Genomic DNA, 24,566 nt, shown 5'->3' with positions numbered 1-24,566 from the left:
TGGAGGGGGCTTTCGCAAGGAAGCCCCCTTCCCGCTTAAGCCCGCAGGAGCGCGCCTACGTCGGCGCAGTTCTCCAGATCGAGGATGCGGTCTGCCAGTGCGCGCGCCTTGTCCTCGGCCAGCGGCCTCGCCGCGCGCCCCGCACAATCGACAAACTTGGCTATCAGCCGCTCGGAACCCAGCGGCTTCTCCGGGCTGCCGAGCGCAGTCGTGCAGCTCGCTTCCAGGCGACGTCCGTCTGCCAGGGTAATGGCCAACCGCCCGCCGGTGCCGCGCTGCCAACCTAGGTTGTCATCCATTATCGCGGAAACCTTGCCAGACAGGTCCAACAGCGCAGGATCGCGCAGCGCACTGGCGCTGAAGCTGTCGAGATCGACGCCTCCCTGCCCGATCGCAACGGCAATGCAGAAGGGGATGGAGAACTTGGCATCGATCACAGTGGCCGGAGCCTGCTTGCGGGCAAGCGGCTCCACCAGCATCTGCTGGACCCGGTCGATCCCTGCCTCGATGGCCAGCACATCGCGTGGGCCAAAGCCGTGGCGCGCCGCCAACTCCAGCGCCAGCTCGATGAAGGCATGGGTGCCCCGGCACGATGGCCAGGGCTTGAAGGTCAGCTCGGTGATGTGGAACCGCTCACCCAGCCCTTCCAGGAGGTCTTCCGGCGCAAACTTGCCGCCAGCATACAACGCATAGAACCCGCTGCATCCTTCCAGGGGCTCCTCGAAACCAGCCACGCCCTCGCGCGCCAGCAGGGCCGAGATGACCGCTCCCTGCGCCGGAAACCCTTCGCGCACGGCGCGGATCACGGTGCCCTGGCTATGCTTGATCTCGCCGGGCATGACCGACTGGCACAGCATCAGCGACAGCGCATCGCGCGTGGCGGTGGCATCCAGCCCCAGCAGCTTTGCCGCCCCCACGGCCGCGCCCAGGCCGGCCAGGATCGGCGGTGGATACCAGCCGCCCTGCTCCATCTCCTGTCGCAGCGCCAGGCCCAGGCGGCACGACAGGTCACCACCCAGCGCCAGCGCGGTCAGGTACCGAATTCCATCAACTGGTCCTTCAGCGTGGGCCAGTGCGATCAGCGCCGGAACCAGGCTGGCGTTGGGGTGCCCGGGAGAGCGATCAAAGGCATCCTCGAAATCGAGCGCATGGGCCATCGCCCCGTTGGCCAACGCCGCCATCGGAGCGGTCGCTGAAATGCCGGTGCCCAGCACGCCACAAGGTCCACTCCCCCCGGCCTTGGCCAGTGACACGAACGGTTGCACTTCTGGTGACAGGCCGCTGGCGGCCAGCATCACGCCCGTGGCATCCAGCAGCGCCAGCTTGGCGGCCTCCGCCGCTGCGGGCGGCAGCGCAGCCGCCCTGAACTCTGCCACCTGGCGGCAGATCGCGTCCGAAAGCCCCCTCACCGGTCCTTGCCGCGCGACAGCCGCGGGGCGAGCGAAAGCAGAACGATCGCCCCGATCAGGATGGCCGCGCCCCACAGCTCGGCACTGCGCGGCATCTCGCCATCCCAGAACCAGGCCAGCAGCACCGATCCGGCCACGCCCGCCAGCAGGCTGGCCGCGCGCTCCAGCGGCACGCAATAGGCGTTCTCGTGCGGGTCAAGCAGGATGATGATCGCGGCGATCGAGATCAGCGTCAGCGTGCTGCCGATGAGGAAGATTTCCCAGATCACCGGATCGGTCCACACGTCGATGAAACCCCAGCGCAGCTCGTTCGACTGGCCGCCGATGCCCGAGGCGGAGATGAGCGCCAGGATCACCACCGCCAGCGGCAGGGCCACCACCTTCTCCTCCACGAAATAGCGTCGCACGGTCGCCGGATCGCCGTTCTTGGAAATGCGGTTCATCACCGCCAGGCGCAGGAAATAGCCGAAGGTGTAGAGCACCACCACCAGGATGGCCAAGGGAGGCAGCTTGAACCCGCCCCGGTCAAGCAGGGTCAGGGCCAGCGCCCCCAGCACCATCACCAGCGCCAGCCAGCTCCACCAGCGCACGCGGCGACCGAACGCGATGTCCAGCAGCGGCGCTATCACCAGAATGTCGCCCCGCATCAGCAGCTGCATGAAGGGAATCGACACATCCGGAATGGTGAAGCTGAGCGGCACCGTGAACAGCACCAGTGCCGTGCCCACACTTGACAGCAGGGTGAACCTAGTTGGCACCGGCACGCGATACCTGCCCATCTGCACGCCGTTGGCATCGCGGTGCCAGCCCGATGCCCAGATGAAGATATAAGTCAGCACCGTGCTGATGATCAGCGATGCGGGCAGCGTCTCCAGACCGGTCAGCGGGCGGCCCAGATCGGGGTGCGGATTGGTGGTGATGAAGCGGGTGATCATCACATTGGGCAGGTACAGCAGCAGATAGATGCCCACCCAGCTTTCAAGGCTGAGATTCCACCCCTTGCCCGGCCCGGTCATGCCACGCCTTTCAGTTCGACCATGTCCGCACCCTGCCGGTACCGCCCGTTAAGGCCAGCCTCCTGCGTCACGGCAGCCAGGTAATCGATCACAGCCTGATGCTCGGCGCTGCCCTGCGGAGCAAAGTGCGGCACGGCATCCCGGCCGATGTATAGCGGCATGACGCCCGCCTTCAGCAGCTTGCCCCCGGCGATTTCCAGCCGTGCCACCAGCGCCAGCCGGCTGGCCTTGGGGAAGTTGTAGAGCCCCTCGAAATCGGGCTCCCACTCTTCGGCCAGCACGCGGATTTCGTTCCAGCTCTTCGACTTGGCGTGCGCCTCATCCATCGCCAGGTCGGTGGCGAAGTTGCACAGGCAATGGAACACAGGCTTGCCGTGGATCACCTGGCAACCCTTGATGATGTGCGGATGGCCACCGATCACCGCATCGGCCCCAGCCTCGATCGCGGCGCGGGCCACGTCATGCTCATAGTCCGCGATCACGGCGCGCACGAAGTGAATGCCCCAGTGCTGCGAGACAACGACCACGTCGGCCTGCTCCTTCGCCGCGCGGATATCGGCCTGCATGGCGTCCAGGTCCTGGCGGTGGGGATAGGTGTGGACGCGCGCCGGCGTGCCGGGCTGGTCATGCTCGATCTGCTCGTAAACCGTATGCGCCCGCATCGGCACGCAGCCGGGCCGGCGCTCGTCCGCCCAGTAGGAATGTGGCAGGATGCTGGAATAGGACAGGACCGCCAGCCTGGTGCCGTCGCCCAGCGTGAACAGCGCGGGCTCGCGCGCCTCGGCGATATTGGCGCCGGCCCCCACCACGCTGATCCCTGCCGCCTTGAGGTTGGCGCGGGTTTCGTGAAAAGCCTCTGCCCCCCAGTCCATGCAGTGGTTGCCAGCCATCGAGATGACGTTGAACCCGGCCCGGCCCAGCGCGGCCGCGCCATCTGGCCGCGCCAGCACCGCATGGCGGGCCTGCGGCAGGCGCACGCCTTTGCTGGCAAAGGAGGTCTCGAGCTGACCGAAAGTCACGTCTGCCGCGCGCAGCACGTCCCGCGTGGCGACGAAGCTCTCGTCATAATCGGCGCGGTCCATCGCCAGGTCGCCGGTGGCGAGAAAAACGTGGGTCACGTGCGCGAACCCGCCGGCAGGTTACCCAGCGCGCCAGGGGCGAGATAGGGCATGCCCCACAGCTCACCCACGACCTTGGGTTGATCCACGGGAGTGGCCGCGCCGAGCGGCAGGCAGGGCATGGCGGCCAGCGAACCGCCGACCAGGAATGCGCGGCGTGACAACCTCACCCTGCCCTCCAGTGATAGAGCGGCAGACCCTCGGCATCCTGTGGCAACTCGGCATAGGAAAACGGCAGCCCCTGTTCGCGGGCGAAGATCTGGCTGATCAGGCAGTCGCTCCACAAGGTCAGCCCGGAAACCGCCCCGCCAGCGGCCAGGGCGGCGGGGATCTGCCTGCGCCAAGCCACTCCCAGGTCACTGGTGCGCGGGTCGAGCAGGTTCACCCCCGATGCTGCCATGTCCTGCGCAGCCGTCTGCGAAAGCGGCAGCCGCGCATCGAACACGAACAGCGCCATGTCTCCGCCAGCCGCCAGCACCGCGCCGGGAGTCATCGCGGACACGGCCAGCACCCCCGCCCCGCCCTTCATCACGCCGCGCCGGGTCATGCCGATCATTGTCCTGCCTCCAGATAGCGGGCGATGGCCGCCAGTTGCGCATCGCCCAGTTCCGCCGCACGGATCTGCGGCATCGAGCCGATTCCCCGGCGGACCACCATGGTGGTGAAAGCGGCAGGCAGGACCTCTCGATCCTGCAGCAGTGCCTGCCCTTCAGGCACACGGCGCGACAGCACACGGGTGCCGAAACCGCCCTCAAGGTGACACAAGCCGCATTTCTCCACGAACAGCGCCTCGTCGGAAGGCTCCGGAACGGGCGCATCCTGCGCCACGGCGGCGGCACCCAGCGCCAGGCTGGCCGCCAGTCCAAGGGAGACCAGCGCCCTCATTCCCCGGCCTCCCGATAGCGGCGCGGCCAGATGCCCATCTTGCCTGGCGCGATGATGCCCTGCGGGTCCACAGCGTCCTTCACCCTTTCGTTCCAGCGGCGCATGGCCCCGTTGTTGTAATCATAGCTGCGGGCCACCTCGTCATAGAACAGGGTGTGGGTGCGGTATTCACCCCAGCCGTTCTGCGCCCCCACCTCGATCAGGCGGGTGAACAGGCTGTTGGCGCGGTCGCACATGTCCTGATCGTTGCGGTTGAACAGGATCATGGTGATGTGGTTGAGGTAACGCTGGCCGGCGGTGAAGCCGCCGTAGTAGTCGAAGCCCGCCTCCTCATACATCCCGCGCACCAGCGTGTACTGCTTCCACGCTTCGGCGCCGGAGAAGGCCGAGACGGGCGAGAAGGTCAAGTGTCCTCCAGGCCCGCCCAGCCAGTCGACTACGCCCAGCGCGGCCAGCGTAGGGGTCGGATGGCCCGATCCGCGCAGGTCGCCGCCGGTCCACTCGCTCTCCTCGAACTCAGCCTGCACCTTGCCGGCAAAGGCCGCGCGGACCTTGCGGGCGTTGATGGCGTTGACGTCCGGATCGCCGAACAGGCGGATGCCGAAGTTCCAGTGCCCCACCCCGGCCTGTTGGCGCGCGGCATCGAGCACGTCCGCCGGCATCGGCCCGCTCCCCTGCCACAGCGCCGACCGCGGGCCGCGCGTCGCCAGCGATCGGATGACGTTGCCCAGCGAGGGGTTGGCTTGGACCGTTCCATCCAGCTTCAGGGGCCGCAGCACATCGATGGCGGGCGACAGGTCCTCCACCCGGTCCAGCTTCATCGCCAGGTTCAGCGTCTGCGCCGGGCGCGGCATCAGCCACAGGCCCATGCGGGTGACCACGCCGAAGTTGCTCTGCATGAAGGCCGGGTCCCACGAGGGGCCATAGCCATAAGGGAAGCCATGCCAGGTCTGGCTGCCTGCCATCGCCCCCATGCCGGTGCGCAGGAGGCTGCCATCGGCGGTCACCACTTCCATGCCGCAGACCTTGGAGGCATGCTCGCCATACGGGGTATAGCCAACACCGCGCTCCAGCGCGTTGCCCAGCACGCTGCCCCAGGTGTGCGCAGGGGCGGACATCCACAGCGGAATGTCGTTGTCCACCAGGTAGTGGTAGAGGTCATCGAAGCTGACCCCCGGCTCCACAACCACATAGCCCATCTCGACATTGCATTCGAGGATGCGGTTCATGCGGACCATGTCCAGCATCACCACATTGGGGATATGCGGCGCGGCCCCGCCATAGCCGAAGTTCTTGCCCCGGCTGATCGGCCACAGCGGCACGCCCAGCTCTGCCGCCACTCGGACGATCGCCTGCACCTCATCGGTGCTGGCGGGAGCGACGGCGGCATCGGGCGCATAGCTGGCGGGATCGCGCGGGGCCATGGCATCGGCGTAAGACGTGCGCGCGGTATCGCCGGACCAGACATTGTCTGCGCCGACAATGCGGGCAAATTCGGCCAGCGCGCGGGCCAGCGTCTCGGGCGGGATCGGGATCATGCCTGTCCTTCTCCCGGCATCATCCATTGCGGCACCCAGTTACCGTGGATCTGCCCCGGCGCGCGGAACGGCAGCTTGATCCGCGCCACGGGGCCGGCCGCCAAGTTGGCCGTGTCGCCGATAATCACCTGCGATTTCATGTCGGCATAGTCGGTGGCGAAGGCCAGCACCCAGCCATCGCCCTCGGGCGCATCCGGCGAGCGCGGGGCGAAGACCACTTCGGACAGGGCCACGGTCGGGCCGGCATGCATCGTGTCCACCTGCCCGGTCTGGAAATCGAACCGGCAGATGCCATTGCTGGGCGCACGCGGGCCCATCACCTGCGCGTCGTATGCCAGCGAGGGGTGCGAGGCGCTGAGGAAACCGTAGCGGAACGGATGGCCCTGGAACCGGTCATCAATGCGCGACAGGGCACCGGCGTATTCGGGGAAAAGCACTTCCTCCTGCCAGCCATCCTGCGGGCGGGAGAGATCGATCACATACTTGCGCACCGTGGTGCGCGCTTTCGCACCGTTGAACGGTTTGCCGTGAACGTCCGGGAAGAACGGGAACGGGTTCGAGTCGCTGACTGCCGCGTGCAGGGTGATCACCCCGCCCTCGTCCGTCGCCGAGAAAGTGTGGACCATGGCCATCTCCGGCCCGGCAATCCACACCACCTCGCCGTCGCCGCGCCGCGGCATCACGCCGATATAGCTGGGCACGGTATCATCCCAGACCCAGTGGACCTTGCCTTCCCGCAGGCGCTCCATGCTGGAAACCATGCCGTAGACCGGGATCAGGATGTAGTTCTGCGAAATGGCGATATCGTGGACCATCGACAGATAGGGCGCGGCGATCTTGCGCTCGCTTGTCACCGTGCCGTCAGGTGCGATCGTGTAAATCCAGATGGCATTGCTGGCCAGTCCCTCGGCCTCGTAGCCATAGGTGACCATTTCGCCGCTCTGCCCATCCACCTTGGGATGCGCGGTGAAAGTGGGGGCCTTGTAGTCACCGCCGAAATCGTTCGTGCCTTCGGTGCGCAAGGTATCGGGATCGACCACATAAGGCAGCGCATCTTCCTTCAGCGCCATCAGCTTGCCGGCGAACACGATGATGTTGGTGTTGGCCACCGTGCCGTGAACGCCTTCCGCCTCCGGCTCATCGGTAAAGGGGTTGCGATAGTATCCGAAGAGCTGCCGCCGCGCCGCCTTGTTGGCCAGGTAGCGCGGCGTTTCCACATAGCGGGCGGAAAAGTCGCAGGAACCATCGGCAATGCGGAAACGCGAGGCGATGCCATCGGCGGCAAAGGGCGAATCGTCAGGGAACTTGGGCGGGTAGAACCACTCTGCACCCACGCGGAAGAACGAACCGTTGAGGCCCGCCGGAATCGTTCCTTCCACAAGGCAGTCGTACACCTCTGAGGCGAACCGCGCGGGTTCCATGGCCCCGCGCAGGGCCGGGTGATTATCGTAGCTTAGCGTCATTGCATCCTCTCGCCCTTGGTCCTTTACGGACCTGCGATCCCCCGCCATCTTGACAGGCACGGCCAGATTATCAACACGATATGAAAACGCTTGCAAGGCCGGGAGAGAATATGTCGTCAATTTTGGCCGTGGCACCTGCAGGACCATCTACATGAGCGCTCCCCTGCCCCCCGGCACATCGCAAGCCGCGTTGGATGCGGCGCTGGAGGCATTCCGCGCCGCGGTGGGGCCGCAATGGGTTTTTACCAGCGAGGCAGACCGGGCGAGCTACCTCGATCCCTTCTCGATCGGTGATCCCGATGCCCATGCCACAGCGGCTGCGGTTGCCCCGGCAAACACCGATCAACTAGCGCAGGTGCTTGCGGCAGCCAATGCCCACAAGGTGCCCGTGTGGCCGGTATCGATGGGCAAGAACCTGGCCTATGGCACCGCCGCCCCGGCCCTGCGGGGCACCGTGGTGCTCGATCTCAAGCGGATGAACCGCATCGTCGAGATCAACGAGGACCTGGGCTATGCCGTGGTCGAACCGGGCGTCAGTTATTTCGACTTCAAGGCGGAGCTGGACCGGCGGCAATCGAACCTGTGGATGAGCGGCGCAGCGCATAGCTGGGGCAGCGTGATGGGCAACGCGCTGGAACACGGCGTGGGCTACACACCCTATGGCATCCATGCGGAAACGATCTGCGGGATGGAGGTGATGCTGGCCGATGGTACGCTGGTGCGCACCGGCTTCGGTGCCATCGAAGGCAGCCAGGAATGGCAGGCGTTCAAGTGGCCCTTCGGCCCCAACTGGGACGGCGTGTTCACCCAGTCGAACTTTGCCGTGGTGACCAAGCTGGGCCTGTGGCTTATGCCGCAGCCCGAAGGCATGGCCGGCTTCACCATCAGCGTGCCCGCCAAGGGCGATCTGGCGCGGCTGGTCGATACCCTGCGCCCGCTGCGGCTGGATGATACAATCAACGCCACGTACACCATCGCCAACGCCTGGCGGCAGAGCACAGGCGGCGCGCAGCGCAGCGACCTGTGGCAGGGCGAAGGCGCGATCCCGGAGGAGGTGGTCACCCGCCGCCTGGCCGAGCGCGGGCGCGGCTGGTGGAACGTGATCTTCAACGTGTTCGACCACGTGCCCGGCGGGATTGACCTGCGGATCGACAAGATCAACCGGCACTTCGCCGCCCATTTCCCGCAAGCCAGCATCGAGCACACCCGCTGGGTGAAGGGCGAGCCGCAACAGGCGTGGATGCGGCAGGATGTGTCGCTCGCTCCCTTCGGCATCGTCGATTGGCGCGGATCGCCCGGGGGACACAGCGATTTCGGGCCTGTGGTGGCTGCCGTGGGTAGCCGGGTGACACAGGTTTACGAGCTGATCGAGCGGCGCTTCCTCGAACACGGCCTGGACCCCTGGGTCGGCATGTTCGGCATGGGCGGGCGGGCGCTGATCTTCGTGGCGGATATGCTGTACAAGCGCGACGATCCGGAGATGACCGCCGCCTGCCAGCGCCTGTTCCGCACCCTTTGCAGGGAAGTTTCGGCAATGGGCGTAGGGCTTTACCGCAGCCACATCACCTTCATGGACGATGCCGAGGCGATGCACACCTGGAATGCCCAGGACGGCCAGGGCGCGCTGCCTGCGCTGAACGAGCGGCTGAAAGCCTGCCTTGATCCCAACAACATCCTTGCCCCCGGCAAACAGGGCATCGGGAGTGCGCGGGCATGAAACTGACCATCACACTTGCAGTCGGCGCGCTCGCCTTGTCGACCCTTGCGGCTGGCGCGCAAGAGGCACCGCCTTCGCGCACCGGAGAAGATATCTTCGCCCAGCGCTGCGTGTTCTGCCACGACGCGCGCGGCTGGGGTACGCGCTCGCTGGCGCGGCGCACTCCGCCGGACCAGGCTGAATTGCTGGAGCGCGAAGTGTTGCCCGAAATTCTGGTGCGCCACGCCGTGCGGCGCGGGATCGGCTCGATGCCGCAGTTCACTCCGACCGAGATCAGCGACGCAGAGCTCGACGCCCTCGCCCGCTGGCTGGCCACCCGCAACGCGGACTAATCGGCGGGAAGCACATCCTCGGCGGTCAGGGAGCCCATACCGCCGGCCTGGTTGCTGAAAACGTTGTCGCGGTTGGCCTCGGCACAGATGTATTCGCGGATCGCCCAGTCATCGCGCCGGTTGTAGACATGGCGGCGATGGACCGGGCGGGTGAGGTTCACCGGGTCTTCGAACTTCACGGCAATTACCAGCGTGCGGGCATCCTCCTCCAGGCTGATCCGCTCGGTCATCCGCGCTTCAGTGCTGATGGGGATGCCGTTGCCCATCAGCCAGGTCTTGCCGTTGAAGTTGGTGGTGTCGACCACCAGCGTCTGCCCTTCCCAGTGTGCCGTGGCGTGGCCGAAGAAGCGGGTGTCATCCAGCGGATCGGGATGATCGCGCCCGTCGGTATAGACCAGGCGGAACACCGTATCCCATTCGAACAGCATCGCCACCCGCCCCGGCCGCTGGACGATCTCGATCGGGTAGGGGCCAGAGAAATGGCGCGGCAGGCCGGGCAGGCACAGCACGCTGGGATCCAGCGCGGGGCGCACCTCTCGCGTGGCTGCCAGCGCGGCGGGGGTGAGGTAGTCCTCAGGCTGCATCGGCTGCAGGTTCTCGTCTAGGTTGCCGTTCTGCGAGCGGTTGGAGATGACCCACAGACCCGAGAAATCCACCGGATCACGCGCCACGGCTTCCTGGGCGCGCGGGTGCGCGGGCAGGATGACGCCGCCGGTCACCAGCAACAGCGCGGCAAGCAGTGTCCGGCCCCTCACCGCGGCCCCTCCTCGTTGGTGTCGACCGCTGTGGGCGTATCGGCATTGAGCACGCGGCCATCGGCAAAGCGCACGCTGATGATCGCACCGCCGGGCCGTCCGTCCTTCAGGGGGTGGACGGTCAAGGTCACCCGGTCACCCGGGCGCAGGGTCAGGCGGTTCCAGCCGCGCCGCGCCAACACGTTGGGACTGCGGCCTTCGATGCTCCACATGGTGCTGCGACCATTAGCGGTCACATCAAGCTGCACCCAGGTGTGCGGGTTGGCCCACTGGAATTCGCGCACCGTCCCGGCCAGCTCGATCTCCCGCTCGCCATCGAACATGGCAAAGCTGTGATGGGCGGCGGACGGCACGGCCATCATCGCCAGCAGCGCCAGCGTCCCGCCGACCAGCCTGAAAATCCCGTCCCCCATCTATCTTTCCCCGCTTTACAACCTTCCCATCGGATGTAAGCGTATACATCACAAGAACAGCGTCAAGCCTGCCGGTTTGCCGCATGGGAGCAGGACAGATGACAGCCACCCTCAAACTGGCGGCCGCCCTTGCCGCCCTGGCGATCGTGCCGGCCAGCAGCCACGCCCACCACAGCTTCGCCATGTTCGACCAGCAGAACGAACGCTGGATTGAGGGCACGGTGGCGGAATTCCAGTGGACCAACCCGCACACCTTCATCCAGGTCAGCGTGCAGCAGAACGGGCGCGCGGTGGTGTGGAGCCTGGAGGGTGGCAGCCCCAATATCCTCTCGCGCAACGGCTGGCGGCGCACCGCCCTGCAACCGGGCGACAAGGTGCGGATACTGCTCTACCCGCTGCGCAACGGCCAGCCGGGCGGCACGTTCGTGGAAGTGCACAAGGAAGATGGCAGCGTGTACTACTATCATGGCTAAGCGAATCCTCCCGCTGGCGCTTGCCATCGCGCTGCTGGCGCCAACCACCCTGCCCGCCCCGGCCCTTGCCGTGCAGGGCGAGGAACCTGACGGCACCGTGCCGGAGAACCCGCGCGATTTCAGCGGCGTGTGGATGAACGACAACTCGCTGGACGAGCGGCTGAAGCGCGAAGGACTGCGCCGGCTCGATCCCAATGCCCCGCCACCTCCACCGCCTCCGCCTCCACCGCTTACCGAGGAATACCACGTGGTGCGCCAGCAGATGCTGGCCCAGCGTGCCCGGTGGGAGGAAGGCGTTGAGCCCTGTTCGTGGCCGGGCACGGTCCGGCTTATGGGTTACCCCTACCCCTTCGAAATCCTGCACACGCCGGGCCGCATCACAATCATCTTCGAAACCGAAAGCCAGGTCCGCCGCATTTTCCTCGATCGCAGCGAACACCTGCCGTTCGACGAGTTGGACCCCAGCTACAACGGCGATTCCATCGGCTATTGGGAGGGCGATACGCTGGTGGTCAGCACCGTGGGCTTCAACACCCTGACCGAACTGGGCGGGCAGGTGCCGCACTCCGAGGAAATGCGGCTGACCGAGCGCTTCCGCTTTATCGACGGCGATACCATGGTGATGGACATGACAATCACCGATCCCCTGGCGCTGACGGCCCCGATCGAGCGGCGCTTCGTCTATTCCAAGCGGCCCGAATGGCGCATCCGCGAATACACCTGCCTGGAAAACAACCGCGACGCCCCCGGCGCGGATGGGCAGCGCGCTGGCGGCGTGGTAGCGGCGCCGTCCGAATAGGAGCGCGGGCAGACATGAGCGGGGCAGAACGGCAGGCCACGGTGCGGGCAACCATTGTCGATGTCGCCCGCGCAGCAGGCGTTTCCACTGCCACTGTCTCGCGCTTCCTCAATGGCAGCGCCACCCTGGCCCCGGCCACGGCTGAACGGGTGCGGGGCGCGATCGCCAGCTTGGGCTACATTCCCAACATCTTTGCCGGATCGCTGGCCAGCCGGTCCAGCAAGGTGGTAGCCGTTGTGGTGCCCGGCATCGTCAACTCGATCATCGACAAGACGGTGGAGCAGCTTGTCATGCGCCTCTCCGCCGCCGGGGTGGTGCCGCTGCTGGGCATCACCCACCTCGATCCGGAACGGCTGCACAGCATCACCATGGCGGCGCTGGGAATGCAGGCCGAGGCGATCATCTTCACCAACCAGATTCCGCCCGATCTGCGTGATCTGCTGGCCCGGTTCGATACCACCGTAATCGAGATCTGGGGCCTGCCGCGCGAGCCGCTGGACGTGGCGATCGGTTTCTCGCACCGCGAGGTGGGCTTTGCCCTGGCCGACTATGCCGCCCGGCAGGGCTATCGGCGGCCGCACTTGGTCACCGCGCAATCACCGCGCGGACAGATCCGCAGCGATGCCTTCGCCGAACGCTGGGCGCAAAATGGCGGTGCGGTGGTTACCGAGCAGACCGTCGCCATTCCGCTGGTCTATGACCACGCGGGCGAAGTGATGGCGGCCATCGGTAGCGCAGCCGAGCGGCCCGACCTGATAGTGGTCGCCTCGGACCTGCTGGCCTACGAGCTGGTCCGCCAACTGCAGGCCGGGGGGCTGCGCGTACCGCAGGACGTGGCGGTGATCGGCTTTGGCGACATGGCCATGCCCAGCGCCGAGCCGCAGCTCACCACGGTGCGAATCGACGGGACCGACATTGCCGACCGCGTGCTGGACGTACTGACGCTGCGCGGACAGGGCGAGGACCTACCCGAGCGGCGCATCAACTGCGGTTTCACCATTGTCCCCCGGGGAAGCGCCTAAAGGCTGAGGGCTCCGGCCCAGCTCAGTCAAGCGGCGCACCACATTTGGCACAACCTGGCCGCCAAAACCCCGTGTCAGGCCGGCGGGCTCGTCGCAGGATCGGGGATGGTCAGGGACAGCACCGTGCCTCCGTCCGAGCTGGCGATGGCCAGGGTTCCGCCCACTGCGGCGGCGCGGTTCTGCATGCTGGCAAGCCCGCGCCCGCCCTTCACCTCTGCGGGCAAGCCCCGCCCGTTGTCAGCCAGGGTAATGGTCACGGCCCCCTCCGGGGCGACTGCGCTGGCAAGGCTGATCCTGGTGCCGCCCGAATGGCGCAGGGCATTTGTCAGCGCTTCCTGCAGCACGCGCAGGATCTGCAAGGCGGGGCGCGGGCCGGGGCCGGGCTGGTCATCGGGCAGCCCGTGTTCCACCGAAAAGGCCATTCCCGCCGCCTCCACCTGGGGCCGGGCCCGGTGCTCGAAGCTGCGCAGCGTTTCAGCCAGGCCACCTTCCGCCGAATCCATAGAATCGACGATCAACCGCAGGTCGGCTATGCTCGCCTGCAGGCCCTGTTCCACCACCGGCGCATCGGCACCGCCGCTGCGGACCTGCATCAACAGGCCAAGCAATTGTCCGCCAATGCCATCGTGCATGTCGCGCACAATGCGCTGGCGTTCCTCCAGCATCGTATGGCGCTGGAGCATCTGCTTTTGCGCGTCATAGCTGCGCGCCAGTTCGGCATCCTGCTCCGCCAGCCGGCCGGCCAGGATCTGGTTCGATTGGACCACGGTGCGGCGCGCCTCGCTGGCCTCGCGCGCAATGGAGGCGATCACGCCCAGGCCCAGCAGCAAGCCCACCGGTGCGGCGGCATAGAAGGTTAGCGGCACACCCTTGCCCAGCGGGATGGACACCGCCAGGATGCTGTCCAGCGCATCGATAGACAGGGCCAGCAGGCAAACCATCAGCGCCAGCCGTTCAAGCCAGCGTCCGTCACGCCTGGTGGCCACGCCCCAGGCCAGCAGACTCAGCCCGATCACCGCCAGCACGGCCAGCAGCAACGAATTGGCCCAGGCCAGCGCCTTGAACCATTCGCGCACTGCCGGCCCCACCACGAAACCCGCCAGGGTCACGGCCACAAGATAGCAAATAATCGCCAGCCACAGCCAGCCCAGCCCCTTGCGCCAGTCTTCCAGCGCCGCCTCGCCCGCCAGCAGGTTGCGGGCCAGGGCAAAGATCAGCGACACTTCCAGCGCATAATAGATGAAGCTCGTCACCAGAAAGGGCAGTTCCACCGGGGTGGGAAAGCTGATGAACCAGGTGCGCAGGGCCCAGATCGCCAGCAGCAGCATCAGGCTGCGGATCCGCTGCCGGTCCTGCGGCGGCCAGTTGGTGACCAGGCACAGCAGGGTGGCAAAGACCAGGAACGAGATTGCCATCACCGGCACATAGGTGCTGATCAGTGCCGCCATCTCGGCGGCGCGCGCGGCTTCGGTGGCTGGGCCAATATGGAAGGGCGCCAGGGCAAGCAGGCCACTCTGGGTCTCCACCAGCACCTCGATGTGGTTCGCGCCCGGTTGCAGCAGCGCAGGCGGCAGCATGTAAAAGAACGCCCTGCCATCGGTGGCCCCGCGCAGCGTATCGCGCGGCACATTGGGCTGCAGCACGCGGTCGTTCAGGCGGATTTCCTGCAGGCCCGGCGTAGCACCGATGAAGAAGGCCAGCTCTTCCTTGGGCGTCGCGAGGTAGAACGGTATCTGGAAGGCGACATGCGGGCCGGCCACGTCCGCACTGGCGCGATAAACAGGCTCTTGCGAATAGGGTGCCTGCTGCACTGGTGCCGTACGGTCGATCAGACCGGCCTGCGTCACCGGCAGGAAGGTCACCGCCTGGCGCGCGGCCATGCCAGCGGGACGAATGGCTACTTCGCAGGCAGTCAGCGCGGCCAGGAAGCCGGCGATCACAGCCAGCAGCACCACCGCCGATTTCGCGTATGCGGGCCAGCCCTGCATCGATCCCCCCGATAACCTGCCCTAACCTGACTGGCGCCACTTGCGCCAGCCGGAGATGGTCAGCGCCATCCCCAATACCATGCAGGCCGCAGCGGCAAGGTAATGCCACAGGTGGTATGTCCACGAAGTGCGCTGTTGCAGGTCTCCGGCCAGCATGGGTCCATCGCCCTGCCCCGGCACAAACACCACCGGTACGCGGGAGGCGACCGGGTGTTCCTCCTGCCGGGTCTCGCCCACATCGATGCGAGTGGTCGCCATGGCTGGGTAAGCAGATGGCGCCAGTTCCCGGAGAGCCTGCCACTCGGCATAGGGCGTGCCGGCATTCAGATCATAGGACAGCGAAAGGTAGTAGTTGGTGCGCATCCGCGGCTTGCCGCGCTGGGTGTAATTCTCGACCTCCTGCTGGTGTCCGGTCACCACTGCCTCGGCCACCACACCCTGCCTTTGCAGCTCGTCCAGATGCCCATCCTGTTCTGACAGGATCGCCAGCACCACCGGCCCGACGAAAAACAGGCCCACGCCGCAGACGAGCGCCAGTTCGCCCGGCTTGCCCCGCTTGCCCATCAGGCGGCCCTGCGCCGGCCGATGCGCCAGCCGATCAGGCCCAGCACCACCATCAGCGCCAGCGAGATGCCGATGCCGGGATAGAAGCTGGCCGGGTCGAAGTCGCGGATTTCTGCATGGAACAGTGGGCCATCGCTGCTGTAGAACGTGTCGACCACCACCAGGGAATCGCCCACTTGCGCCGCATCATAGACCGCGGGCGGCACTGTTATGATCTCGACTCCCTGGTTATCGGCCACCGGATCGCCGCTCAGCGCGTCCGGCCCCGGCAGTTGCGCTTCGCTGACGCTTGCGGGGTAATCGGCATACTTCACCGTGGAATCGGGATCGAAGCGGATCCACAGCATGCGCCATTCCTCTGTGCGCGAGCGGCCCCGGCGCCCCTCGTAGCGGACGGTATCCACCTGCTTGTCAGTGATGATCGCCCGGCTTACCGTGCCTTCGGCGCGATAGCGGTCCACTACAGATTGCTCTTCCTGCATCCGCATGAAGAAAACGAAGGCGAAGATCAGCGCCAGCGCGGCGGCGCACTTGAAGAACAGGGCAATCCACGGGCGTGCGGCAGAATTCATGGGCTTATCTCCCTCGGCATGGACAATTACGAATGCCCAGGCATTACCCCCGCATCGGAGGGGGGTAGACCCCTTCACCTGAGGGGGTTCAGGGTGTGAACGCGGTGGTCCAGGTGCGCGGCCAGAGATCCTGCGCCAGGCCGATGCACAGGGGCATGCGGCGGGCTTCTGCCAGTTGGAAGCCCTCGGCGGTCCATTGCCAGGTGAGGCTGCTGCCGCAATCACCGTCGGGCCGTCCCAGCTCCATCGAGTGAATCTGGCCCGCAGCATGATCGAACCAGCTGTTGGGAAGGAAGCCGTCGGTGCCATCCTGCGCTGCCAGATCGGGCTGCGGAAAATGCGCCAGGTCAAGCTGGCCATCCTCATCCACAACCAGCCATATCCGCCCGCCGTTGAGCGCTTCCGACCCGCAATCGACGGCCACGATCCGCTTGCCACCCGCCATGCGCCAGACCACCGCATCGCCCGAATGGCGCGGCGCGCCGATGCCGCAGATCATCCGGAAGGCTTGTGTGCCCAGTTCCCGGTTGGCTTCCTCCAGCGCGGATTCACGGACCAGCACCGGCAAGTGCGGAGGCATGATGGCGGCAAGCGGAACCCGGTTTTCCCCGCGGGTGTAGATGCCGGTGACGGTGTCGGTGCGCGCCTGCACATGATCGAAGCGATTCAGGGCCGCTTCGAGGCCGTTCAGCGACACAGCGGCGATGACGCGGCCATCCCGGTGGCGAAACTGCGCGGTGCGGGCGTTACGGGCGGCTAGCAGCAGGCTGAGCCGCTCGTCATGGGGCATGCCGAAGCGCCCCGCCGCCAGCCGATGGAAGGTAAACCGCGTTCGCGCGCGCCGGCCGGGCGTGGAATGCGCTCGGCGGTCTGCGGATTGCAGGACAAGGTCGACCGACATTCCGTCGAAACCTGCACGAGCAAGGTCCAGCACGATCAACGGCAGCGCGTCCCAGTCTGCGTGGCGGGTGATCTGGATCAGCGCGGGCGCATCGGGCACGGCACTGGTGGCGGTGCAATCGTGCCGGTTGTCGCACAACACCATCCAGTCCTCGAACAACTGGTGAGACCCGGCAACAACAGGCGGCGGAACCGGCTGGGCCAAGGCGGGCAGCGCGGCAAGAGCAGCCAGCATTGCGAACAAGAGCCTCAGCATCACCCCGCCCCCCACCCGTCGGCCATGAAGTGGACCGGCCAGTCCTCCGGCAGGATCGCAACGCAGCGCGGCATGGTCTGGCGGGACAGCAGGACCCACCCCTCACCGTCCACCCAGCCGAACCGGTGCCGCAGGCCGCAATCCCGGCTGCCGATTGGGTGATCGAGCAGGGTCAGCACGCCGAGATCGGGATCGAAGCTGGCCTCCATACGGCGGAAGCGTGGATCACGCTGGCGGGGCAAGTCGAGCGGTGCGGGCGGCGCATTGCCGGACGGATACCAGGTGTAGAGATAGTCCCGCCCACCGCAGGACAGCAGGACCAGCAGCGTGGGAACAGTAGTGTGATCCAGCGCATAGCCGTTGGCGTGGCTGTAGGACGCACGGCGGCAGAGGCGGACAAAGTCCGGATGGGTCACCGGCCCGTCCACCCGATCGCGGGGGAACAGGGTATAGCGATAGGGCTCGGGTGCCGGCGGGTCTTCGATCTCGGGGCCGATCGGCTCGGCAACCTGCGGCTGCGCACGGTCCATCCGTTCCAGCAGATCGGCCAGATCGCCCTGTGGGACGGCACCAACGGCCCCGAAGCCATGGAGCAGCAGGCCGGGCCGTTCGTCCGCCAGGACGCCGATGGTGCCCTCCGCATTCTCTGGCATGATCACGTCGCCGTGCGGGCTGGCAATCGTCGGGTCCAGCCGCAGAGAAGCCATCGACCCGCCCATTGGTGTTGCACCCAGTTCCAGCCCCTCGACCGTACCGTTATGGCTGCCGTCTTCGTTGATCAGCCGCATCGCCAGCATCAGCGGATAGCCTGGCCGGTTCTCACGCCAGATCGTCACCAGCGCGCGCGGATAGCCGGGCATGACCGATGGCAGCGGAACGCCGGTGATCGTGCAGTGGCCGTGGTTTTCGCAGACCAGCAACCAGTCGCCCTGCTGGCGAACGGTCTCTGCCATTGCCGGAGCGGGCAAAAGCAGCAGCAAGACAGCGGCCAGCCACCTCATTCGCCCGAACCTGCGCGGGCACTGCGCGAAAGGCGGCGCCAGGAGACCGGCCAGTCACTGACCGCTAGCCCCCGACACAACGTCATGATCCTCTGTTCCACCACCACCCACTCCTGTCCGGTCCAGCCCCAGACGGCGCTGATCCCGCAGTCCTCGCGCCCTTGCATGCCATAGCTGACCGAACGAATCACACCGAAGTCCGCCTCCACCCGGGCATTGGGCCAGAACCAGCCATGCTGCGCCGTGGTCTGGCCCATTTCCCCCGGCAGGCGCAGCACCGGGGCGCGGTTGGGCCAGAAAAAGCCATCGTCCGATACAGTCAATCCCATCTCCCCGCGCTGGGCAAAGGCCTGGGCCTCGGTCCCATCCCCAAGGTGAATGAAGAAGCGTGAGACGGACGCGTTGCGCGCATCCCCGGTGCAGGTGTGTTGCCAGAGCTGGCCCACGGGCCCAAGGTCGAAGGCGTGCAGGTCTGCTGCATCGATGCCGCTGGCGCACCAGTCCATCTGTTCGGCGGTAACCGGCGGCACGCCCGAGACGATAACGGGTGTGATCGCCCGCAGTTGCACCTCGCGCTGGTCGGGCCGCACCCGCCGCAGCCAGCGCCCGATGGCCCGCTGGCGCTGGCGCACCTGTTCCATCGCGTCTGCAAAGCCGATCCACGGCAGGCGCAGGCGCAGAGCACCGGTCTGCGGGTTGACGGCTGCCAGCACCCGCCCGCTGCGCAAATGCGTGACCACGGCGGCCAGATCGGTGCCCGCGAGTTCTCCGCGGCTGAACGGCATGGTTACCGCCCGACCGCGCAACCGTGGCATCGCAAGTTCAAACGAAGAGGAACAATCGATACCCGCCACCGGCTGGTCGGTGACCTGCTCGTCGGGGATGAACTCCAGCCGGGCCACCTGTCCTTGCGGGTTGACCCAGAGGCGCAGGGCCAGCGATCGCGTGCCATGTGCCACCACCCGGTTGGGTTCGGCCAGGCCATCATGTCCGATGATCGTGCACCATGCGCGGTTGTCGCAAGTGAAAACCCAGTCCCCCGCCTCGCCCGGCCCCATCGCCTGCATGGCCCCGGCTGTGGCCGCGGCCTGGGGCGAGAGGTTCTGCTCCGCCATGACCTGGAACGGAAAGGTGGCCCCGGCCAGCGCAATCAGTAGGGCTGCGGCGCCGGCCGGGGCCTGCTTCCCAGAACGAGGGATAAACCAACCCGCCGGGAAGCTTAGGGACATGGCTCAGAATGCCAGGCTGACGGTGGCCCGCACGCTGTGGTTGTCGCGCTGGCCGATTTCTGCCCGGTACCCCAGGCCCACCGAGAGGTTTTCGCGCGTGGTATAGCTCCCGCTGACCCCGCCCACGCCCTGCACCACGTCGCGGGTGTCGCCTTGCAGGACCACCCCGGCATTGCTGGCGGCGAAGGTGACCGGGATTGCCCGATCGCCCAGCGCAGCTAGGTAGCGGGCGCCGAGATCGAACCGCAGGTCCAGCCGTTCCGGCGAATCTTCCGCCGCGAAGCCGCCATCCAGCAGGTTGAGCGTGGCCGACAGCAGGCCTTCCGCCTCCAGCGTGCTGGTGGACAGGTCGTCCAGCTTCAGCCGCAGCGGACTGGTGCCGCCTTCGGTATAGCCGTCCTGCGACAGGTGAACCCAGGCCCCGTTGGCGTTGGCGGCAAAGCGCCAGTTGCCCTGCTCGGCTAGCGGCACGGCAGCCTCCGCGAAGGCGGCCAGCACATCGCTTTGCGTGGCACCTTCCACGCTGGCGGAGAAGCCGTTGAAGCTGACGTTGCGCAGCGTGTCCTGGTCGATCCGGCCATAGACCACGCCCGCCCCCAGGCGCGGGGCATTGCTGTTTGCGGTGCTGGCATGGCGCAGGGTCAGCGCGCCCAGCACGCTCGACTGCTCGCCCCCGCCGCCATTGCTGCCCAGGGTAATGTCTCCGCTGGCCCAGCCCACGGCCGCGCCCAGGGTCACATCACCGCCAACGGCCAGGTTCACCCCGCCAGCCAGGCCGGCGACATCGTGATCGTAGGCCAGCGTGGACGCGGTGGCGCTGCGGCTGCCCCAGGCGCCCAGGCCGCTCAGCCAAACCCGGTTGCCGGTGCCGTGGCGCAGGTCGGTAAGGCCCATCGCATCGATGAAGGTCAGTGTGGTATCGGCCCCGGCCAGCGTCTGGGCATTGAACGTGCTGGGCCGCGCGGTCAGCACCGAAGGGGCCATCAGCGCGCTGTTGGTCTGGTAGATCACCGCCAGCGGCAGGGCCGCGCCCACCGTTTCCACGGTGGCGAAGGTCCCGGTCACGCCGCCGGTCGCAGTAAGGAACGTGCCACCACTGCCTTCCGCGCCGGTGGTGGAGATGAAGCGCAACGTGCCGCCGTTCAGGGTGGCCGTGCCGTTGACCGCCAGCAGGTCAATGCCGCTGCTGCCGTCAAACTCGATCTCCAGCACCGATCCGCTGGTGTGAACATAGTTGCCCTGCACCGTCAGTGTGCCGATCGAATTGCCGGGGGCCACGGTGCCGTTATTGGTCAGCGTGCCGGTGACCTGCCCGGTGCCGTCGAGCCGCGCGCCGCTGGCTATGTTGACGTTGCCAGTCAGCGTGCCATTGATCCGCACAGAGCCCGCGTCCACTGCCAGGGAGCCAATGCTGGCCGGTCCGCCGAATAGCAGCCGCCCTGCCCCCAGCTTCCGGAAGGTGCCCGCGCCGGACAGGCCGTTGGCGAAAGTGGCATCAGTGGCGTTGGTATAGACCAGCTCGGCTCCCGAGGAGATCGCCACGGCCCCGCTGCCGGTGCCGGTGGAACCTCCGGTGGCCAACACGCGCCCGGCGGTGATGCTGAGGCCGCCGGTGAGGGCATTGTTGGTCACCGTCAGGTCGCCCGTGTTGCTCTTGACCAGGCTGCCCGCGCCGGTCAGCGCCAGCCCCAGTGTCTGCGCTGTCGCATTGCCCACCCGCAGCGCCGTGCCGCTGGTGGTGCTGACCCCGCCGGTGCCCAGCGCGTTGACGCTGGTTACCGCCAGATCGCCGCCCTGGATCAGGGTGCCGCCCGAATAGCTGTTGTTGCCCGACAGCAAACCCGTGCCGCTACCCGTCTTGACCACCCGGCCCGCACCGGTCAGCGCGTTGGCCAGGGTAGCGCTGCCGATGGCAAGTTCCGCCCCGCTGGCGATGGTCACGCCTGCCGTGCCAAGCGCACCGCCGTTACCCAGTGCCAGTTGGCCTGCGTTGATCGCGGTACCGCCGGTGTAGCTGTTGGCGGCGTTGATCACTACGGTGCCGCTGCCGTCCTTTACCAGCGTGCCTGAGCCGCTCAGCACGTTGTTCAGCGCCACGTTGGTGCTGCCACTGTAAGCGAGGTTCAGGAAGGTCCCTGCACCCAGGCTTACGCCCCCGGTGCCCAGCGCCGCCGGGGAATTGACCACCAGCGTGCCACCCTGGATTTCCGTACCGCCGGTGTACGTGTTGGTGCCGGTCAGGCTGCCGGTGTTGCTGCTGGTCTTGAGCACCTGGCCGGCACCGCTGATGTCGTTCGCCAGCGCAATCCCGCCGATCGAGAGCTGCGCCCCCTGCAGTACCACAACCGGGCCGGTGCCCAGCGCCTGACCGTGGTTGAGGCCCAGCCGGCCGGCGTTGACCAGGGTGCCGCCGGTGAAAGTGTTGGCGTTCTGGATCACCAGCACGCCCGATCCATCCTTCGTCAGGCCGCCGCCCCCGATAATGGTGTTGCCCATCGTCTCGGTGCCGCTGGTATCGAATACAAGCTGCGTGTCGGCCGCTAGGCTCACCTGACCACCGCCGATGGCACCTGCGGTGCTCACGATCACTCGCCCGCCGACCACGTCCAGCCCGCCGGTCAGCCCGTTGCCCAGCAGGGTCAGGTCGCCCACATCGGACTTGCGCAGCAGGCCCGCGCCGCTGATCGCCTGGTTCAGCGTCTGCTGGCCGGCGATGGACAGGTCCAGCGCCGCGCCCTGCTGCACGGTGATCGCGCCGGAGCCCAGGAAGCTAACATCGGTTACGCGGATAGCGCCCTGCTGGATGTCCGTACCACCGGCATAGGTGTTGTTGCCGGTGACGAACACCGTGCCGGTGCCGGTTTTCACTAGGCCGCCATTACCGGAGACGACGTTGCTGAGAGTTGTGGTTCCTGCGGTGTCCAGGTTCAGCGTGGCTGCGCTGCCGGCTATATTGATCGTGGCAGTGCCGATGTTCTGGCTGCCCTCGATCTGCAGGGTGCCGTTGGAGATGAAGACCACGCCGGACAGGCTGTTGTTGCCGGTCAGTGTCAGGCGGGTGTTGCCGAAATTCTCCAGATCGCCCGCGCCGGAAATGTCGGCGGCAATGGTGGTATCGCCCACCAGGCTGTTCACAAACACGAAGCTGCCGCTGGCAATTGCAAGGTCACCCACGCCCGCTGCACGGCCATCGGTAAGTTCCACGCCGCCATCCTGCACGTCGAACAAGCCAGCGAAGCCGGTGTTGTCGCCGCCAAGGGTGGACTGGTTGTTGGCCGTCTTGATGATCGACCCGGAGCCGGTGATGGTGTTGTTCAGGGTGATGCCGCCGATGCCCAGGATCGCCCCGGCATCCACCTGGATCGATCCCGTGCCCAGTGCTCCGCCATCGTTCAGGCCCAGCCGCCCGCCGTGGATGATGGTGCCGCCGGTAAACAGGCTGGCAACGTCCAGCACCACATCGCCCGTACCTTCCTTGATGAAGGCGCCGCCGCCGCTCATGAAGGAAGTGGTTTGCAGCAGCTGGCCCGCGCCGCTGTAATCCAGGACCAGGCTGGCCCCGGCGTCCACCGTGGTCGCGCCCGTGCCCAGCCGGTCGAACCCGTCCACCCGCAGCGCGCCGGCGGTGATCGCAGTGCCGCCGGTGTGGGTGTTGGTGCCGGTTAGCGTCACGGTGGCATTGCCCGATTTGCGCAGGGTGCCAACGCCGGTCAGGTCATTGGCCAGCGTCCCGTCGGCGGCGAAATCCAGGTTGAGGAGGGCCCCGGTATCAATATCGACCGCGCCCGTGCCCAAGGCGCTGCCGTTGGTCACGTTCAACTGCCCGCCGGAGATCAGCGTGCTGCCGGTATAGCTGTTGATGCCGGAGAGGGTGCTTTGCCCCGGTCCGGTCATCCACACTGCGCCGGTCCCGGAAATGGTGTTGGCCACGTTCAACCCGCCGCCGAAGATCAACTGGCCGTTGTTGGTGATCGTTCCCGTGCCGAAGGCGGTGTCAGAAGTGAGCAGCGCATTGTTCAACTGGCTGATCACCAGTTCGCCGGTAAACCCGTTGGCCGTCCCGCCGAAGGTGAAGACGTTGAACTGCGTGCCCAATACGATTTGCCCGGCACCGGCAAAGCTGTTGTTGAAGGTTTGCTGGACTGATGGCGCAAGAGTCAGGCTGGCCCCTGCCGCAACAGAGACCTGGCTGGTGCTCACCCCCAGCGCGGCCGGATCCAGCACCCGCGTGTTTCCGCTCAGCAGGTTAACCTCAGTCAGATCGGCATTGGTACCATTCAGCGCGCGGAACCCGCCCGTCCCGGCATCCACCGTCAGCTTTTCGATGCTGGTGGTGTTGAAGTTGGTGATGCCGGATCCGTTGATTTCCATGGCATCGGCATCACCGCCGCCGTTGAACAGGATGTTGTTGCCGGTGCCGCCCAGGATCAGGGACCCATCCTGAATGATGAACAGGTCATCCCCGCCACCACCGCTAAAGGCCAGACCATTGCTCTGCACGGTCAGCCTGCTGCCCGCCTGCAATTCGAAGGTCTGATTGCCGGTGTTGCCAGCCACCACGAAGACCGAAGGCACGGTGCCAATGGCGGACAGTTCGCCACCCAGGGAAAAGGTGGAACCTGACCCCGCCGGGCTGCCAATCGACAGGCTGCCCGGTTGTGCGGTAACCACCGCACCGCTCCCGATCCGGAACTGCGCATCCGCACCCGAAACCGCACCGCTGAAGTTGGTATTCTGGCTGTCCTGCAGAGACAGGCTTGCGGCGTTGCCCTGCACCAGCACCTGCACGTCGGCAGTGGTCGCCGAGTTGCGGATGTCTACCGAGTTGCCATTGCCGATGACCTGAATGCTTGAGGTGCTCAGCTGCGTGCCACCAAGCGCTACATTGACCAGCACGTTGTTGGCGTTGGCGACAACGATCGCACCGCTGGTCACCCCGGTGCAATCGACCTGCGAGTTGTCGGTCGTGATGCCGTTCAACGGCTGCACCGGAGTGACTGCGCACTGGGCCTGCGCCTCCCCCGCCGCGACCATCGACAGGACCGAGGCCGACGCCATCAGGCCAAGGCCGGACAGGAGCTTGCGGGCGGAACGCGAAGTGACAGCGGACATGATA

The 24,566-nt window shown here is 66.5% G+C and carries 22 protein-coding genes; 5 read left to right on the top strand and 17 right to left on the bottom strand.

Features of this window, described 5'->3' with window-relative positions; all coding sequences use genetic code 11:
* Positions 1–35 precede the first annotated feature (35 nt).
* Genes GRI99_RS10055 through GRI99_RS10020 form a run of 8 tightly spaced genes read right to left on the bottom strand, consistent with a single transcriptional unit; the run spans position 36 to position 7,429 of the window.
* Positions 36–1,409 (bottom strand): MmgE/PrpD family protein, encoded by a 1,374-nt coding sequence (locus GRI99_RS10055; protein ID WP_160771910.1) that lies wholly within the window; start codon positions 1,407–1,409, stop codon positions 36–38.
* Positions 1,406–2,425 carry a hypothetical protein gene (locus tag GRI99_RS10050; protein ID WP_160771909.1) on the bottom strand — a complete coding sequence of 340 codons (1,020 nt, stop codon included), beginning with the start codon at positions 2,423–2,425 and terminating at the stop codon, positions 1,406–1,408. The genes GRI99_RS10055 and GRI99_RS10050 overlap by 4 nt, the downstream gene beginning before the upstream one ends.
* Positions 2,422–3,543, bottom strand: a complete 1,122-nt coding sequence (locus GRI99_RS10045; RefSeq protein ID WP_160771908.1) for a CapA family protein — start codon at positions 3,541–3,543, stop codon at positions 2,422–2,424. The genes GRI99_RS10050 and GRI99_RS10045 overlap by 4 nt, the downstream gene beginning before the upstream one ends.
* On the bottom strand, positions 3,540–3,713 hold the full coding sequence (locus GRI99_RS10040) for a hypothetical protein (protein WP_237438264.1): 174 nt from the start codon (positions 3,711–3,713) through the stop codon (positions 3,540–3,542). Before GRI99_RS10040 ends, GRI99_RS10045 begins: the two co-directional genes overlap by 4 nt.
* On the bottom strand, positions 3,710–4,099 hold the full coding sequence (locus GRI99_RS10035; RefSeq protein WP_160771906.1) for a hypothetical protein: 390 nt from the start codon (positions 4,097–4,099) through the stop codon (positions 3,710–3,712). The genes GRI99_RS10040 and GRI99_RS10035 overlap by 4 nt, the downstream gene beginning before the upstream one ends.
* Complete coding sequence (locus tag GRI99_RS10030; RefSeq protein ID WP_160771905.1) at positions 4,096–4,428, bottom strand: c-type cytochrome; 333 nt, start codon at positions 4,426–4,428, stop codon at positions 4,096–4,098. Before GRI99_RS10030 ends, GRI99_RS10035 begins: the two co-directional genes overlap by 4 nt.
* Positions 4,425–5,966 (bottom strand): FAD-binding oxidoreductase, encoded by a 1,542-nt coding sequence (locus GRI99_RS10025; protein WP_160771904.1) that lies wholly within the window; start codon positions 5,964–5,966, stop codon positions 4,425–4,427. The genes GRI99_RS10030 and GRI99_RS10025 overlap by 4 nt, the downstream gene beginning before the upstream one ends.
* The gene (locus GRI99_RS10020; protein ID WP_160771903.1) at positions 5,963–7,429 is read right to left on the bottom strand and encodes a carotenoid oxygenase family protein; all 1,467 of its coding nucleotides are present in this window, start codon (positions 7,427–7,429) and stop codon (positions 5,963–5,965) included. The genes GRI99_RS10025 and GRI99_RS10020 overlap by 4 nt, the downstream gene beginning before the upstream one ends.
* Before the next feature lie 151 nt (positions 7,430–7,580).
* Here GRI99_RS10020 and GRI99_RS10015 point away from each other — a divergent pair, with 151 nt between their 5' ends.
* Entirely contained in the window at positions 7,581–9,146 is a 1,566-nt protein-coding gene (locus GRI99_RS10015; protein ID WP_160771902.1) for an FAD-binding oxidoreductase, read from the top strand.
* Positions 9,143–9,478, top strand: coding sequence for a c-type cytochrome (locus GRI99_RS10010; RefSeq protein ID WP_160771901.1), 336 nt, complete (start codon positions 9,143–9,145; stop codon positions 9,476–9,478). The genes GRI99_RS10015 and GRI99_RS10010 overlap by 4 nt, the downstream gene beginning before the upstream one ends.
* Here GRI99_RS10010 and GRI99_RS10005 read toward each other — a convergent pair.
* Positions 9,475–10,233 carry a hypothetical protein gene (locus tag GRI99_RS10005; protein ID WP_160771900.1) on the bottom strand — a complete coding sequence of 253 codons (759 nt, stop codon included), beginning with the start codon at positions 10,231–10,233 and terminating at the stop codon, positions 9,475–9,477. The genes GRI99_RS10010 and GRI99_RS10005 overlap by 4 nt on opposite strands.
* Positions 10,230–10,646 carry a DUF6152 family protein gene (locus tag GRI99_RS10000; RefSeq protein ID WP_160771899.1) on the bottom strand — a complete coding sequence of 139 codons (417 nt, stop codon included), beginning with the start codon at positions 10,644–10,646 and terminating at the stop codon, positions 10,230–10,232. The genes GRI99_RS10005 and GRI99_RS10000 overlap by 4 nt, the downstream gene beginning before the upstream one ends.
* A 98-nt stretch (positions 10,647–10,744) precedes the next feature.
* On the opposite strand from GRI99_RS10000, the gene GRI99_RS09995 reads away from it, so the two are divergent.
* The 3 genes from GRI99_RS09995 to GRI99_RS09985 are packed head-to-tail and all read left to right on the top strand — an operon-like array spanning position 10,745 to position 12,940.
* Positions 10,745–11,119, top strand: a complete 375-nt coding sequence (locus GRI99_RS09995) for a DUF6152 family protein (protein ID WP_160771898.1) — start codon at positions 10,745–10,747, stop codon at positions 11,117–11,119.
* The gene (locus tag GRI99_RS09990; RefSeq protein ID WP_160771897.1) at positions 11,112–11,918 is read left to right on the top strand and encodes a hypothetical protein; all 807 of its coding nucleotides are present in this window, start codon (positions 11,112–11,114) and stop codon (positions 11,916–11,918) included. Before GRI99_RS09995 ends, GRI99_RS09990 begins: the two co-directional genes overlap by 8 nt.
* 14 nt (positions 11,919–11,932) lie before the next feature.
* Entirely contained in the window at positions 11,933–12,940 is a 1,008-nt protein-coding gene (locus GRI99_RS09985) for a LacI family DNA-binding transcriptional regulator (RefSeq protein WP_160771896.1), read from the top strand.
* Positions 12,941–13,014: 74 nt separating this feature from the next.
* On the opposite strand, the gene GRI99_RS09980 is transcribed toward GRI99_RS09985, so the two are convergent.
* The 7 genes from GRI99_RS09980 to GRI99_RS09950 form a co-directional block, all read right to left on the bottom strand.
* Positions 13,015–14,895: a sensor histidine kinase gene (locus GRI99_RS09980; RefSeq protein ID WP_337192898.1), complete on the bottom strand. Its 1,881-nt coding sequence runs from the start codon at positions 14,893–14,895 to the stop codon at positions 13,015–13,017.
* Positions 14,896–14,949: 54 nt separating this feature from the next.
* Positions 14,950–15,492: a hypothetical protein gene (locus tag GRI99_RS09975; RefSeq protein ID WP_160771894.1), complete on the bottom strand. Its 543-nt coding sequence runs from the start codon at positions 15,490–15,492 to the stop codon at positions 14,950–14,952.
* Positions 15,492–16,064, bottom strand: coding sequence for a hypothetical protein (locus GRI99_RS09970; RefSeq protein ID WP_160771893.1), 573 nt, complete (start codon positions 16,062–16,064; stop codon positions 15,492–15,494). The genes GRI99_RS09975 and GRI99_RS09970 overlap by 1 nt, the downstream gene beginning before the upstream one ends.
* Before the next feature lie 88 nt (positions 16,065–16,152).
* A complete protein-coding gene (locus tag GRI99_RS09965) occupies positions 16,153–17,220 on the bottom strand; it encodes a DUF1176 domain-containing protein (protein ID WP_160771892.1) in 1,068 nt (355 codons plus the stop codon).
* The gene (locus tag GRI99_RS09960) at positions 17,220–18,173 is read right to left on the bottom strand and encodes a DUF1176 domain-containing protein (protein WP_160771891.1); all 954 of its coding nucleotides are present in this window, start codon (positions 18,171–18,173) and stop codon (positions 17,220–17,222) included. The genes GRI99_RS09965 and GRI99_RS09960 overlap by 1 nt, the downstream gene beginning before the upstream one ends.
* A 44-nt stretch (positions 18,174–18,217) precedes the next feature.
* The gene (locus GRI99_RS09955) at positions 18,218–19,336 is read right to left on the bottom strand and encodes a DUF1176 domain-containing protein (protein ID WP_160771890.1); all 1,119 of its coding nucleotides are present in this window, start codon (positions 19,334–19,336) and stop codon (positions 18,218–18,220) included.
* Between the two features lie 117 nt (positions 19,337–19,453).
* Entirely contained in the window at positions 19,454–24,562 is a 5,109-nt protein-coding gene (locus GRI99_RS09950) for an autotransporter-associated beta strand repeat-containing protein (RefSeq protein ID WP_160771889.1), read from the bottom strand.
* Positions 24,563–24,566: the final 4 nt, after the last annotated feature.

This window comes from Alteraurantiacibacter buctensis (assembly GCF_009827655.1).
Taxonomy (GTDB): domain Bacteria; phylum Pseudomonadota; class Alphaproteobacteria; order Sphingomonadales; family Sphingomonadaceae; genus Alteraurantiacibacter; species Alteraurantiacibacter buctensis.
The sequence above is the reverse complement of the archived record's forward strand: the minus strand, read 5'-3'. Positions and strand labels throughout refer to the sequence as shown.

Excerpts from the sequence above, each read along its gene's own strand:
- GRI99_RS10050 (WP_160771909.1), bottom strand. The coding sequence starts at position 2,425 with ATGACCGGGCCGGGCAAGGGGTGGAATCTCAGCCTTGAAAGCTGGGTG.
- GRI99_RS10025 (WP_160771904.1), bottom strand. The coding sequence starts at position 5,966 with ATGATCCCGATCCCGCCCGAGACGCTGGCCCGCGCGCTGGCCGAATTT.
- GRI99_RS09990 (WP_160771897.1), top strand. The coding sequence starts at position 11,112 with ATGGCTAAGCGAATCCTCCCGCTGGCGCTTGCCATCGCGCTGCTGGCG.
- GRI99_RS10000 (WP_160771899.1), bottom strand. The coding sequence starts at position 10,646 with ATGGGGGACGGGATTTTCAGGCTGGTCGGCGGGACGCTGGCGCTGCTG.
- GRI99_RS10035 (WP_160771906.1), bottom strand. The coding sequence starts at position 4,099 with ATGATCGGCATGACCCGGCGCGGCGTGATGAAGGGCGGGGCGGGGGTG.
- GRI99_RS09955 (WP_160771890.1), bottom strand. The coding sequence starts at position 19,336 with ATGGCGGAGCAGAACCTCTCGCCCCAGGCCGCGGCCACAGCCGGGGCC.
- GRI99_RS10015 (WP_160771902.1), top strand. The coding sequence starts at position 7,581 with ATGAGCGCTCCCCTGCCCCCCGGCACATCGCAAGCCGCGTTGGATGCG.
- GRI99_RS10010 (WP_160771901.1), top strand. The coding sequence starts at position 9,143 with ATGAAACTGACCATCACACTTGCAGTCGGCGCGCTCGCCTTGTCGACC.
- GRI99_RS10030 (WP_160771905.1), bottom strand. The coding sequence starts at position 4,428 with ATGAGGGCGCTGGTCTCCCTTGGACTGGCGGCCAGCCTGGCGCTGGGT.
- GRI99_RS09975 (WP_160771894.1), bottom strand. The coding sequence starts at position 15,492 with ATGGGCAAGCGGGGCAAGCCGGGCGAACTGGCGCTCGTCTGCGGCGTG.
- GRI99_RS09965 (WP_160771892.1), bottom strand. The coding sequence starts at position 17,220 with ATGCTGAGGCTCTTGTTCGCAATGCTGGCTGCTCTTGCCGCGCTGCCC.
- GRI99_RS09960 (WP_160771891.1), bottom strand. The coding sequence starts at position 18,173 with ATGGCAGAGACCGTTCGCCAGCAGGGCGACTGGTTGCTGGTCTGCGAA.
- GRI99_RS10020 (WP_160771903.1), bottom strand. The coding sequence starts at position 7,429 with ATGACGCTAAGCTACGATAATCACCCGGCCCTGCGCGGGGCCATGGAA.
- GRI99_RS09950 (WP_160771889.1), bottom strand. The coding sequence starts at position 24,562 with ATGTCCGCTGTCACTTCGCGTTCCGCCCGCAAGCTCCTGTCCGGCCTT.
- GRI99_RS09985 (WP_160771896.1), top strand. The coding sequence starts at position 11,933 with ATGAGCGGGGCAGAACGGCAGGCCACGGTGCGGGCAACCATTGTCGAT.
- GRI99_RS09995 (WP_160771898.1), top strand. The coding sequence starts at position 10,745 with ATGACAGCCACCCTCAAACTGGCGGCCGCCCTTGCCGCCCTGGCGATC.
- GRI99_RS09970 (WP_160771893.1), bottom strand. The coding sequence starts at position 16,064 with ATGAATTCTGCCGCACGCCCGTGGATTGCCCTGTTCTTCAAGTGCGCC.